Origin of the sequence: Vibrio sp. 10N.261.45.E2, from assembly GCF_002875705.1 — a bacterium.
GTDB lineage: Bacteria > Pseudomonadota > Gammaproteobacteria > Enterobacterales > Vibrionaceae > Vibrio.
Window position 1 is genome coordinate 35,349 of sequence record NZ_MCZZ01000144.1, and the last position, 13,730, is coordinate 49,078.

Here is a 13,730-nt window from a genome sequence, read left to right on the forward strand (position 1 = left end):
TAGATAACAATCTAGGGTTTTTTGCTTTCTACAAAAGAAAATTAGTTAATAACTTTTTCTTCAGCTTGAGCAGCTTGGTCTGCTTGGATAGCAGTTAGAGCTACTGTGTAAACGATGTCGTCTACTAGAGCGCCACGAGACAAGTCATTTACTGGCTTGCGCATACCTTGAAGCATTGGACCGATAGATACTAGATCTGCTGAACGCTGTACAGCTTTGTAAGTCGTGTTACCCGTGTTTAAGTCTGGGAATACGAATACTGTCGCTTTACCTGCAACTGGAGAGTTAGGCGCTTTAGAAGCGGCTACGTTTTCCATGATTGCTGCATCGTACTGTAGAGGACCGTCGATCACTAGATCAGGACGTTTCTCTTGAGCAAGTTTCGTTGCTTCACGTATTTTATCTACGTCTGCACCCTTACCAGATTCACCAGTAGAGTAAGAGATCATAGCAACGCGTGGGTCGATACCGAATGCCGCAGCAGAATCTGCAGATTGGATAGCGATTTCAGCAAGCTGTTCAGCTGTTGGATCTGGGTTGATCGCACAGTCACCGTATACAAGCACTTGATCAGGCAGAAGCATGAAGAAGATTGAAGATACGATAGAAGCATCAGGAGCAGTCTTGATGATCTGGAACGGAGGAACGATAGTGTTCGCCGTTGTGTGAACAGCACCAGAAACTAGGCCGTCAACTTCGCCAGCTTCAAGCATCATAGTACCTAGGAATACTGAATCTTCTAGCTTCTCACGAGCTACAACTTCAGTCATACCTTTAGCGCCACGAAGTTCTACTAGACGAGCTACGTAGTTTTCGCGTACTGATGCAGAATCGATGATCTCAACGCCAGCGCCAAGCTCAACACCTTGCTGTGCAGCAACGCGACGGATTTCTTCTGGGTTACCTAGAAGTACACATGTTGCGATACCGCGCTCAGCACAGATAGCCGCAGCTTTAACTGTACGTGGCTCATCACCTTCAGGAAGAACGATGCGTTTAGCCGCTTTACGAGCGAATTCAGTTAGCTGGTAACGGAATGCTGGTGGGCTTAGACGACGGATGCCTTGAGTACCTTCAGATAGAGAGTCAATCCAAGGGCCATCGATGTGGCTTGCAACGTGATCGTTAACGAACTCGATACGCTCTTTATCGTCTGCAGGAACTTCTAGGTTGAAGCTCTGTAGGTTTAGAGACGTCTGCCAAGTGTTACCTTGCGCTTTGAAGATCGGTAGACCTGAAGCGAATGCTGGTGCACATAGGTTAGCAATGCTTTCTGGGATGTCGTAACCGCCAGTAAGCAGGATTGCGCCAATCTCAACGCCGTTTTTCGCAGCAAGAGCCGCAGCAACGATAACGTCAGGACGGTCTGCAGAAGTTACTAGCAGAGAACCTGGTTTGAAGTGCTCAATCATGTGCGGTAGAGAACGTGCACAGAAAGTGATGCTCTTAATACGACGAGTCGCGATTTCACCTTCGTTGATGATTTCAGCATTAAGGTGCTTAGCCATATCAACCGCACGAGTTGCGATTAGATCGATGCTCCATGGCACACAGCCAAGAACACGGATAGGGCTAGAGTTGAAGATTTGCATTACTTCAAGGTTCGCTTGCTGAGCTGTATCTGCATCATCAAAGATCTCAGATAGGTCAGGGCGAGTACGGCCAGCTTCATCAACAGGAGCGTTAAGCTTGTTGATGATTACGCCTTTAATGTTCTTGTTCTTAGTACCGCCGAAGTTAGAACATGCTACTTCGATACGCTCTTTAAGTTGCGTAGGGTTGTCAGTACCAGGAGTCGCAACGAATACGATCTCCGCGCCAAGTGTCTTCGCGATTTCCGCGTTCACTTGGTTAGCAAATGGGTGCTTACGAGTAGGTACTAGACCTTCGATTAGCGTTACTTCTGCGTCTTTGTTGATCTTGTTGTATTGCTCAACAACAGACTCAAGAAGTACGTCCATTTTTTCGCTACCGATCAAAGCTTCAGCTTTAGTCATTGCGATTGGCTCGCCAATCTTAATGTCGCTGTTTGCACTGATGATAGTAGACGTTAGATCAGGTTGATCACCACCGCTACGAGGTTGAGCGATTGGCTTGTAGAAAGAAACACTTACGCCCTTACGCTCCATAGCGCGAAGAACACCCATGCTAACACTAGTAAGACCAACACCAGCGCTTGTAGGGATAAGCATAATAGTACGTGACATTGACGAACACCTTTGACTATTGGAAATAAAAAAAGCTCAACTGCTATTCCCACCGATATTTAAATTGGGGTAGGAATAGAAGTTGAGCCCCATTTTCTTAATATGAAAAACTGACTAGCTTCAGGTGAAGCTAGTCAGGAAAATCAATTAAAGACCTGCTAGTTTCGCAGTGTCTTCAGCAATTACTAGCTCTTCGTTAGTAGAGATAACCATTGCAGGGATACGGCTGTTAGCTGTAGTGATAGTACCTTCGCTGCCGAAACGAGCTTTTAGGTTAGCTTCACCGTCAACTTCGATGCCGAAGATGCCTAGGCGGTTAAGAACCATTTCACGGATTGGGCCAGAGTTCTCGCCGATGCCGCCAGTGAAAGTGATTGCGTCTAGACGACCTTCTAGAGTTGCAGTGTAACCAGCAACGTACTTAGCTAGACGGTGACAGAACACGTCCATTGCACGAGTTGCTTCTTCTTTCTCACCGTAGTTGTCTTCAACGAAACGACAGTCAGAAGTCACTTCAGTTAGACCAGCAAGACCAGACTCTTTAGTTAGCATGTTGTTGATTTCTTCAACAGAGTAACCAAGAGCGTCGTGTAGGTGGAAGATGATCGCAGGATCTAGGTCACCACAACGAGTACCCATTACTAGACCTTCAAGAGGAGTAAGACCCATAGAAGTATCTACAGATTGACCGTTCTTGATTGCACATACAGAAGCGCCGTTACCTAGGTGACAGTTGATGATGTTAACTTCTTCAACTGGCTTGTTTAGTAGGCCTGCAACTTCACGAGTGATGAATAGGTGAGAAGTACCGTGCATGCCGTAACGACGGATGCCGTGCTCTTTGTATAGGTTGTACGGTAGAGCGTATAGGTAAGACTCAGAAGGCATTGTTTGGTGGAACGCAGTGTCGAATACAGCAACGTTTTTAAGACCAGGGAAGTTCTGTTGAGCCGCTTCGATACCGATAAGGTGAGCTGGGTTGTGAAGAGGTGCGAAAGTCGCAGCATCTTGAATACCCTTAAGAACTTCATCAGTGATAAGTGCAGAAGAAGTGAACTGCTCGCCACCGTGTACGATACGGTGACCGATAGCGCCAAGGTTAGCTTTAAGCTCAGGCTTAGAAGCAAGAATAGTTTCTACCATGAAAGATAGTGCTTCTACGTGAGCTGCGCCCGCGCCTAGTTGTGCTTCGTGCTTGCCATCAAGTTTCCACTTCATACGAGCTTCTGGAAGACCTAGACACTCAGCAAGACCAGTTAGGTGCTCTGCACCTGTTTCTGCATCAACAACAGCGAATTTAAGAGAAGAACTACCACAGTTTAAAACTAAAACTAGCTTAGACATTAATGACTACCTGTTTATTTTTCTGATCGAAATCAGTTAAGGATGAAAATTAATCTCAAGAATAGTCGAAGCGCATAGGCTTGCGTACTAACCTTGGTCAAAAAAACGTTAATTTCCGTATAAAGTGAAAGCGCCCTTTATCAAAAAGAGGCTTGTGCATTCCTTGCAGAAGTCTTCCCAAAGTTGCTTAAATTGTAAATAAGGGCAACAATGAGATTGAGGTCTGCAAATAATAGCGATATTGTGCAAATATAACAAAAAAATTTGAAAGAATATTATTTTTCGTCAAATTTTTGTGTTTTTAGTTGATGGTTTCAACTTTTTTTTAATGGGAGACTCATATGAGCAATAGAGTTGGTTTAGCTAGTAGTTTAAAAGATGGCCAAAAGTACATGGATCTCTGGCCCGTCCGAAAAGAGTTAAACGCGATCTTCCCTGAACAGCGCATCATTAAAGCAACGCGTTTTGGCGTGAAAGTGATGCCCGCGATTGCCGCTATCAGTGTTCTTACACAAATGGTCTTTAATAATTACCAAGCGATGCCACAAGCTGTGGTTATGGCTTTGTTTGCAATCAGCTTGCCGCTTCAAGGCATGTGGTGGTTGGGCAATCGCTCAAATACACAACTTCCACCGGCACTCGTATCGTGGTATCGCGAGCTGCATGAGAAGATTACTGAAACGGGTTTTGCGTTAGAGCCGATGAAGTCGCGCCCTCGCTATAAAGAATTGGCGATCATTCTGAATCGTGCATTCCGCCAGTTAGACAAATCTTCAATGGAACGCTGGTTCTAAAAAATCTGATCTCTCCCTCTCTACCTGAGAACAACTATCCATAGCAGATAACTTGTTCTCAGTTTTGATCCCTTTCTATACTCACTTCTCTTTCCACCGCTTACTTTGTTGTACCTTATCTATCCTGCTTCTCACGTATTCATTTGGTTTCTTACCTTTCAAATCAAGCAACTCCGCTTTTTCTCACATAACTCGAGCTTTGTTGTATTTTTGTTAAATATCACTTCAAGTTATCAATAGTTACTGGTAATAATATCAATAGTAATTTTAGTGTTGTTCTCTTTGAGCGAGTATGACGAGTAGAGCTTGATTCAGGGAGCGGTAATGGGTTCTGTAAGAAAGGTGTTGGTAGTTGTTTTAAACTGCTTGATGTTGCTATGGACTGGCAATGTAATGGCAAACGTAGCTAAAGTGTCGGTTTCACAAGTTGTAGACCATCCAGATCTGAATGCGACACGTCTTGGGCTTCTCGAAGGATTGAGAGCCAAGGGTTATGAACCCGGAAAAAACTTAGAATTCTCTTATGAAATGGCAGATGGTAATCCTGTTCAGGCTGCAAAGATTGCTAGAGAGTTGGTGAGTGAAAACCCACATGTACTTGTTGGTATCGCAACCCCGACTTCTCAAGCCTTGGTTTCGGCAACCCGAACTATACCGATTGTGTTTACGGCGGTAACCGATCCCATAGGTGCAAGGCTTGTCAAACAGTTGGAAAAACCGGGTCGAAATGTCACCGGGCTTTCTGATCTCTCTCCAATCGTCCAACACGTATCTCTAATCAAAGAGCTTCTTCCAGAGGCAAGTTCAATCGGTGTGGTTTACAACCCTGCCGAAGCGAATGCGGTTGCGTTAGTTGGGTTGTTGAAAAAGGCGACCCGAGACTTTGGTTATACACTTCACACCGAAAAAGCGCTGACCATTGATGACGTTGAAGCAAAAGCTAAATCGGTCGCTAAGAAATCGGATGTTATCTATGCCTTAACGGACAACACGGTTGCAAATGGAATGGAAGGTCTAATAAACGCTGCAAACCAAGTCGGCACACCTGTAGTTGCAGGAGCAACGTCTTATGTCGGGAAGGGGGCGATTGCTGGTTTAGGTCTAGATTATTATGATGTTGGGATTCAAACCGCGGATTATGTGGCTGCCATTCTGAACGGACAAAAACCTGGTAAATTGAGTGTTAAAACTGCGCAGAGCTCTCAGCTGGTGGTGAATCTAGATGCTGCTCGCGAGCTTGGTGTTAGCTTGCCTCAGTCTGTGATTGATCGTGCGGTGGTCAGTCGTTAATAGGTCTACTTCAAACGCGATCTAAGCTTGGCAACAGGCCTTTTCATTTTATCATTTTGAGAGAAACCGTCTTACTGAAAACAAAGTGGGTCTACAAAGCGTGATCTACTTTAACTGACGATATTTTTCTGATTGCCGCCAACAAAAAATTTCATATCTTAAGCAAATTAAACATTGCTCGAGAACAGCTATGAAGCCATTTATCTTTCATGCTCAAACCTCAGATTACTTCCACGAAAAAGACGGCGTCCTGACCGTTAAATTAATGACTGACCGCTGTGGTTGGAATAGGGTACTCTTGAGGCATGAGCCGGATAACGAAGAGTACCTGCTTGATATGAGCAAAGTTGGTACTGAAGGTCGGTTGACGGTGTGGGAAGCCTCTTTTCCAATTAATTCAGACAGAGACATTACTCATTATGTATTCAAGTTAGTCGACTCAAACGGACAGTACTGGCTTGATGCTAGGGGTGTACATCGTCGCGTTCCAAGCCGTGAGTTTCATTTCAAGTTTAATGCCCATCACCGCCCGCCATCATGGGTGTCGGAGCAGGTCTTCTACCAAATTTTCCCAGAACGCTTTAGCAATGGTAACCCGAGCATCAGTGTTAAAGCTGGGGAATATCGCTTAAAAGAAAACACCTTAGATGTCGTTGTTAAAGAGTGGGGCGATTCTGTTGAAGGGCATAACGGAACCGGTGCTGCTGAGTTTTTTGGTGGTGATTTGGCGGGCATTCATAACAAGCTAGACTATTTACAAGAGCTAGGTATTACCGCCCTGTACCTAAACCCGATCTTCCAGTCACCTAGTAATCATAAATACGACACGACTGATTACTACAAGGTCGACCGACACTTTGGTACTAATAAAGAGTTCGCAACGCTCTCTAGCGATATTCATGCTCGTGATATGAAAATTGTCTTAGATGCCGTGTTCAACCATACGTCAGTAGAACATCCTTGGTTTGATAAGCTAAAAAACAACAGTTCAAGTTTAAATCTGAACTCGGAGCTAGGGGCTTATGGTCATTCTAATTCTCCTTATCATGACTACTACTTCTTTAAACCAAGTGATTCGACTCAGTACGTAGGATGGAAAGGTATCTCATCGCTTCCTGTTTTAAATTTCTCTAACGAAGCGGTTCGAGATCATATCTACCAATCCGAAGAGTCGGTAATCAAGCATTGGCTGAAAGCGCCTTACCATATCGATGGTTGGCGTTTCGATGTGATCCATATGCTTGGAGAAGGCGAAGGCGCCTATAACAATGCGAATTATGTGAAGGCATTCCGTGATTCAGCAAAGGCCGAAAACTCAGATGCTTATATCTTGGGAGAGCATTTCTTTGAGGCTAGCCAATGGTTACAAGGAGAGCAAGAAGATGGGTCAATGAACTACTACGGTTTTGCCCACCCGGTACGCGCGTTATTAGCAAAACAAGATATCGCGTATGAGCCTGTCAATATTGATATGTTCGCTTTCTCAGATTGGTTAGCTGAAGCAAGAGCTAAGGTTCCATGGTTGAATCAGTTATCGCAACTGAATCAATTGGATAGCCACGATACAGCTCGGTTCTTGACGCTTCTGAACGGTGATCAAGCGAAACAAAAATTGGCTCTGACTTTGTTATTCACTTACGTTGGGACACCGTGTTTGTATTACGGAACCGAGGTGGGCTTAGAAGGTGGTCAAGACCCAGATAATCGCAGGTGTTTTCCGTGGGGAGCAGAGCAAACATCCCATTGGTTCTCATTCCATCAAGCGCTGATAAGTTTGCGAACAGAACGCATAAGCTTACAAAGTGGTGCTTACTTAGAGTTGTATTGTGACGCTGAAACCTTAGTGTTTGCACGTTGTCTTAGAGGGGAAAAGACCCTAGTTGTATTAAATTTGTCTAACAAAGAAAAGTCGCTAGCTTTACCTGTATGGATGCTTGGACAAGAGCAAGGTGAACTGATCGCTTTGCTTGGCCAAGTAGAAAGTGTTTTGACCTATAACGGTACCGCAGAGGTTGTTATTCCAGCGATGGAGTCGATGATTTTTGACGTCGGCAATAAACTGGATTAAATCACTCAAGACTAGCCCTGCTTAGTCTGGGCTAGTTTTTAAAGCTTTGAGTGAATGGGAAAGATCGATTCATATCGATTTACACTCTTTTACCTCGTGGGAAATGACAATTAATGTAATAATATTAATGGAGTAAATGAAAATAGCTGAGCGCTAAGAGCACATTATATGAAAGTAAATAGGCACTTTAGCCTTACCTTTGTCTTCGGGTTTCCCGCTGTGATTGCGGCAATGTTACTCGGCCTGATCGGAAAGAACCATTTTGATTTGGTTAAAAAAGACATCGAGAGCGAATTTCATCGCATTGAAGATGTGTTCAAGCGAACTACAAAAGTGGTAACTGCTCTAGATTACAGTTTCTCTAACTATTACAAATCAGGAAATCCGCTCTTTCTTGATCACAACAAGCAAGTTGTGAATGGGCTTTGTCAAATCTGGCCCATAGATGTGTTGCTGCTTGCTGATGGTAAAACGTCAGACATTCCTTCTGTCGATATCGACTATATGCTGATTGGCCCAGAGTCTCTTTGTTCTGAAGCCAGTGATAGCTATAAAAGCGCATCAGAAAAAATAGCGCTAGCGCCGATTCTTTCATTTTTGTCTCAGCTTGATGAATATCACGATGGTGTACACTTTATTGATACGAGTGGGTATGTGATTTCCTCGCCGGAAGATTTTGCCAAAAGGCTAAGCAAAGAGTTGCTCTCGACCATAAAGAGTCGTCCTTACTGGCAAAAAACAGCCAATAGCCCAGACCAATTAACACTTTCCGGCCCTGCGTATCGGTTTGACCCCCTTGATCGCATAATTAGCATGACGATCCCCGTATTTCACAAAGGGGCACACCAAGGGATGCTATCAGTAGATATTGACGCTGATAAGCTACTCGCGAACTCGAACGAGCACCTAGCCGGTAGAATCGATATTATTGATACCACTTTAGCAACCCCGATAGATTCGGCGGCTTTTTATCATGAGATAAAGCTAGATGGTGTTGCGTCTCACCATGCGATGTATTACGAGTTGGATCTAGTCAAAGAGGTTGAGCACTTCTTCGTTTATGAGAAAGACAGCCTTATTGTGGCCATCATTGTGTATCTGTTTTCTGTCACTATCTTCTTTTACGTTAATTCCAATATTGAGCGCGGTTACTTCAAAGATCTCGCCGCCAAGGATCCAATGACAGGCTTATTGAATCGACGTGGCTTAGAAGCGTTCTGGCGCCGTGTAGAGCACGATCAATTGTTTGCCTTAACCGTGTTTGATATTGATGATTTCAAATCAATCAACGATACCTACGGCCATGACAAGGGTGATGATGTGATTCGTTATATGTCGCGTCAGATAAGTAACAGTGTACGAAGCAGTGACGTAGCTGCACGGTTTGGCGGTGAAGAATTTGTCGTTTATATGAAAGGCGAAGATCGTGAAACTTTGATGAGAACATTAGAGCGGGTGAAGAATGCGATTTGCTCCACTTCAACCGACATTATTCCAAATGGTTTTACGGTATCTGGCGGTGTCTGCATTGTTGAAACTGAGCTAAATAAACTTAGCTTTGATGAGATATTCAAATACGCTGATGAAAAACTGTACGTGGCTAAGACGACGGGTAAAGACCGTCTTGAATTTTAGCCACCTTATTGAATCAACGTATTGTGAGAGGTAGGAGAAAAACTGCTTGTTTGGATATTTAAACAGGCTGGCAGTATTGCTCTTGATAACGTTTAATCTGCTCAACAATCGGAGCGGCTTTTTTGTAAGTTCTGATCTCGCGAAACAGCTCTTCAGCTTCAGGGTATTCTTTACGTAGGTACACAAACCACTGTTTCACACGGTTTGGATAATACAAACCCTTATCACCCTCAATTTCAAACTCAGAGTAACGCAGCAGCAGTGCAATAACTTGTTGCCAAGGCATTGGCTGGTGGTTGTGTTTAACGACGTTACCAAGGTTTGGAACATTGAATGCACCGCGGCATACCATTAATGAATCAATACCTGTAGTTTTGATGCAATCTTGGCCATCTTGGTAATTCCAGATCTCACCATTCGCAATTAACGGCAGAGAGGTTTTCTGACGGATCTGATTGATGTAATCCCACTTAATTTCACTGGCTTTATAGCCACCAGTCTTGGTTCTTGCGTGTACGGTCAGTTCGTCGGCTTTTGCTTGTTCAATGGCATCGACAATCTCAAAGCACTCATCTGGGTGTTCCCAACCTAATCGAATCTTAGCTGAAACGGGGATATGTGCAGGCACCGCTTCTCGGGTTGCTTTTACTACTTGGTAGATAAGCTCAGGCTCTTTCAGAAGAGAAGCACCGCCGTTACTTTTGTTCACCGCTTTTGCAGGACAACCAAAGTTTAGGTCGATTCCTTTCGCGCCAAGGCTGGCAGCTTGGATAGCATTTTCAGCCATCCATTTAGGGTGTTGCCCAAGCAGCTGAACGTGAACAGGAACACCTGCCATGGTTTGAGAACCTTGGTGGAGCTCTGGACACAAACGATGGAATACATGCGGTGGCAGTAATTGATCCGTAACGCGGACAAATTCAGTGACACAGAGATCGTAATCATTGATCTCCGTGAGAATTTCACGCATTAGGTGGTCTAGAACGCCCTCCATAGGGCCAAGTATTACGCGCATGTTGCTTTACCTAAACTGAGTGAACCGAAAAATTCGAGGCGTGATTGTACGGCGTGCTTACAGGATTGTCACTATGAGTGTGTTGTGTCTATCTTAATGATGGTTTCTCTCTTAATAGCGACATCTTGGCGAGGATGGCGTTATAATATCGAAAATGCCCAATATCCAGAGCTTTCATGACATATCAATTATTAAGCCTACCAGAATCAATCACTGACATTACTCCGCAGTTTATGGAAGGCGCAATCCTCGCATCCAACTTAGCGACAAAGCCACTCGATCCTGAAGAGTGGATTGCTATCGTAGCTCCTGAAGCGTGCAAAGAGCTTGTCACAACGGTGACAGAGCAGATTAACCGTCAACATAACCTGATTCAGCGTAATGAATACTTACTGACAGAGGTACTGGCTGAAGGTGATTTTAACGAGCAATTCGCTGATTTTGCTGAAGGCTTCATGATGGTTTGGCCAACTGTGGAAGAGCAATGGCAAACCGTAACGATGGCTGATGGCACTTTGCGTATGTTGCAAGCACTTCTGACGACCTTGATGCTCGCGATTGATGAAGAACAGACTCAACAACAAATGGTTGCGGCTGGGCTTAAAAACCCACCATCGCTTGCCGATTTAGTGGGTCAGGTCGATCTGATGATCTCAGAAGTGGCAATGGCAGCTGATGAGGCAATGCTAGGTAATAAATCGCAGAGCGTGAATCCATTTAAAGATATTGGTCGAAACGACCTTTGTCCTTGTGAAAGCGGCAAAAAGTTTAAACAATGCTGTGGTAAAAACAGCTAATCGAGATTGTTCGATAGACTAGCTTAGTGAACAGCAGACTTTGCTTATGTGATAAAAAGCGCAAGCAATAAAAAAGTCGACCATTGGGTCGACTTTTTTGTATCTGAAGACGATGAACTAATGGTTAGTCATTCTTTGATTTAACGAATTGAGAAATGACCACAAAACCGAAAGCAACCAAGTTACCCGCAAAGATAATTACAAGCCACTGTGGCATAGAAAGATTTAAGAGTTGCCACACCACCTTACTGCAGTCGCCGTAAGCCTCAAACATCCACGGAGCCCATTGGTTTAAAGGCGCCCAGCTAGGGAAGGTTACGAATAAGTCACAGGTTGCGAAAGGAGACGGGTTGAATTGGTAATCGACGTGCTCTAAAGCCAGCGTCAAACCTTTGTATGCGCCAAACCCCCAGCCAGCAAGACCTAACCAGCGTGATATAGGGTTATTAGGGGCAATAGCACCAATGATTGCCGCAACACCGATAGCAAGCATCGCAACGCGCTCATAGATGCACATTACGCAAGGGCCAAGCATCATCACGTGTTGGAAGAAGAGAGCGCATGCCTCAAAAAAGACAATAAAAGCCAGCAGTAAAAGCCAAGATAAACGTCCCTTAGAGAAGTCTTTGATCATTGCTAAAAAGTTCACGAGTTGAATCCTGTCTATAAAATAAAAAAGCCCTGATTACTCAGAGCTTTTTATCTTGGATAAGTTTCCTAATCAACTAATATTTTTGATTAGTTAGTTATAGCTATTGTGGTTTGCGACACAGTGTTTAGCTTAATGACCACCAGATATAACTGGTGCAACGACTTCGCCAGTGCGTTGAATGATCCAACCTGCATCATAGAACCATGCTGTCATTGGCTCTACGAAGAACACAATGCCTGCTAGACCAACAAGTGCCAATACGATGGTGTATGGCAGTGCCATGATAACCATGCGGCCGTAAGACAGTCGAATTAACGGAGCAAGTGCTGATGTTAATAGGAATAGGAATGCAGCCTGGCCGTTTGGCGTAGCAACTGAAGGTAGGTTAGTACCGGTGTTGATAGCAACAGCAAGTAGGTCGAACTGGTCACGAGTGATAATGCCTTCAACTAATGCCGTTTTCACTTCGTTGATGTAAACCGTACCTACGAATACGTTATCTGAAACCATCGATAGAATACCGTTGGCGACATAGAAGAGGGCAAGTTGTGCGCCTTTGTCTTCTACGTGAAGTACAGCATCGATGACTGGCTTAAATAGAGCCTGGTCGATGATTACAGCAACAACGGCGAAAAAGACGGCAAGAAGAGCGGTAAATGGCAGTGCTTCTTCAAAGGCCTTACCCATTGAGTGTTCTTCGATAACACCAGTAAATGCCGTTGCCAAGATGATCACTGACAGGCCAATTAAACCAACTTCAGCGACGTGAAGTGCAAGGCCAACAATCAGCCAAACTGCGATAGCGCTCTGAACCCATAGTTTTGCAACGTCTTGTTTTGTACGGTTTGCACGTTCCTTGTTATCAAATTCGACTAAGATTTGGCGAACATTCATTGGCAATTCTGCGCCGTAACCAAATACTTTGAATTTCTCTACAAGAGCACAAGTAAGAATACCGCAGAAGAAAACAGGCAGTGTTACAGGCAACATACGAATGATGAATTCACCGAACTCCCAACCCGCTTGCTTAGCAATAACTAAGTTTTGTGGTTCACCTACCATGGTCATTACACCACCTAGCGCAGTACCCACACCGGCATGCATAAGCAGCGAACGTAGGAAAGCACGGTAGTTTTCTAAGTCATCACGAGTTAGCTCAGAGATCTCTTCATCATGAGTATGATCGTGCGCAGACGACGTTGTGCCCTTGCCTGATGCAACCTTGTGATAGATAGAGTAGAAGCCGACTGCAACGCTAATAACGACAGCAATTACCGTCAGCGCATCTAGGAAGGCAGACAGGAATGCAGCAGCGACACAGAAAGCGACTGAAAGTAAGATTTTAGATTGGATGCCGAGTAGGATCTTCGTGAAAATGAACAAAAGCAGTTCTTTCATGAAGTAAATGCCAGCAACCATGAATACGAGCAAGAGTAATACTGGAAGGTTTGCTTGCAGTTCGTGGTAAACCATTTCTGGTTTGGTCATGCCAATGGCGACTGCTTGAATAGCTAATAGACCACCCGGTTGAAGAGGGTAGCATTTGAGAGCCATAGCTAGAGTGAAAATAAACTCAACCACCAACAGCCAGCCCGCAACAAATGGGTCAACTAGGAAGAAAACAAACGGGTTGATGATTAAAAAGGAAATGATGGCAAGTTTATACCAATCAGGAGCTTTACCAAGGAAGTTCTTGATAAAAGCGTTTCCGAGAGACATCGGCATGTTAATACTCTTTTATGTTGATTATAAATAGACAAGCAATACAACATTTTGAGAATCGAGCTATAGAAATTGTTAAAAACTATAACTAACAGTGACTTAGAAAAACTACATTCCATGTAATGTTCTGTGGTCTTGCCAAGTCACTCCCTTAGAAACTCAAGCACTGCTTATTTTTGAGCGCAACTTTACTCTTAGATAACATT

At 44.1% G+C, this 13,730-nt stretch carries 10 protein-coding genes; 5 read left to right on the forward strand and 5 right to left on the reverse strand.

Going from position 1 to position 13,730, the window contains the following annotated elements; translation table 11 throughout:
* Nucleotides 1-41: 41 nt before the first annotated feature.
* Nucleotides 42-2,207, reverse strand: coding sequence for a phosphate acetyltransferase (pta, locus tag BCT34_RS18365; protein WP_076656948.1), 2,166 nt, complete (start codon nucleotides 2,205-2,207; stop codon nucleotides 42-44).
* A 147-nt stretch (nucleotides 2,208-2,354) separates the two neighbouring features.
* Nucleotides 2,355-3,551: an acetate kinase gene (locus BCT34_RS18370; RefSeq protein WP_076656949.1), complete on the reverse strand. Its 1,197-nt coding sequence runs from the start codon at nucleotides 3,549-3,551 to the stop codon at nucleotides 2,355-2,357.
* Between the two features lie 341 nt (nucleotides 3,552-3,892).
* Between BCT34_RS18370 and yfbV the strand changes: the two genes are divergently transcribed.
* From yfbV to BCT34_RS18390, 4 genes are all read left to right on the forward strand, one after another.
* A complete protein-coding gene (gene yfbV / locus BCT34_RS18375) occupies nucleotides 3,893-4,345 on the forward strand; it encodes a terminus macrodomain insulation protein YfbV (protein WP_017099049.1) in 453 nt (150 codons plus the stop codon).
* 324 nt (nucleotides 4,346-4,669) lie between these two features.
* Entirely contained in the window at nucleotides 4,670-5,635 is a 966-nt protein-coding gene (locus tag BCT34_RS18380; RefSeq protein WP_076656950.1) for an ABC transporter substrate-binding protein, read from the forward strand.
* A 190-nt stretch (nucleotides 5,636-5,825) separates the two neighbouring features.
* Complete coding sequence (gene malZ, locus BCT34_RS18385; protein WP_076656951.1) at nucleotides 5,826-7,703, forward strand: maltodextrin glucosidase; 1,878 nt, start codon at nucleotides 5,826-5,828, stop codon at nucleotides 7,701-7,703.
* A gap of 168 nt (nucleotides 7,704-7,871) precedes the next feature.
* On the forward strand, nucleotides 7,872-9,338 hold the full coding sequence (locus BCT34_RS18390; protein WP_076656952.1) for a GGDEF domain-containing protein: 1,467 nt from the start codon (nucleotides 7,872-7,874) through the stop codon (nucleotides 9,336-9,338).
* Nucleotides 9,339-9,396: 58 nt separating this feature from the next.
* Here the strand turns inward: BCT34_RS18390 and dusC are convergent, their stop codons facing one another.
* Nucleotides 9,397-10,353, reverse strand: coding sequence for a tRNA dihydrouridine(16) synthase DusC (gene dusC / locus BCT34_RS18395; RefSeq protein ID WP_076656953.1), 957 nt, complete (start codon nucleotides 10,351-10,353; stop codon nucleotides 9,397-9,399).
* Between the two features lie 176 nt (nucleotides 10,354-10,529).
* Here dusC and BCT34_RS18400 point away from each other — a divergent pair, with 176 nt between their 5' ends.
* Nucleotides 10,530-11,150 carry an SEC-C metal-binding domain-containing protein gene (locus BCT34_RS18400; RefSeq protein ID WP_076656954.1) on the forward strand — a complete coding sequence of 207 codons (621 nt, stop codon included), beginning with the start codon at nucleotides 10,530-10,532 and terminating at the stop codon, nucleotides 11,148-11,150.
* Between the two features lie 124 nt (nucleotides 11,151-11,274).
* Here BCT34_RS18400 and dsbB read toward each other — a convergent pair whose 3' ends face one another.
* Together dsbB and nhaB are read right to left on the reverse strand one after the other, a co-directional pair.
* A complete protein-coding gene (gene dsbB, locus BCT34_RS18405; protein ID WP_076657001.1) occupies nucleotides 11,275-11,784 on the reverse strand; it encodes a disulfide bond formation protein DsbB in 510 nt (169 codons plus the stop codon).
* Nucleotides 11,785-11,931: 147 nt separating this feature from the next.
* Complete coding sequence (gene nhaB, locus BCT34_RS18410; protein WP_076656955.1) at nucleotides 11,932-13,527, reverse strand: Na(+)/H(+) antiporter NhaB; 1,596 nt, start codon at nucleotides 13,525-13,527, stop codon at nucleotides 11,932-11,934.
* Between the last annotated feature and the right edge of the window lie 203 nt (nucleotides 13,528-13,730).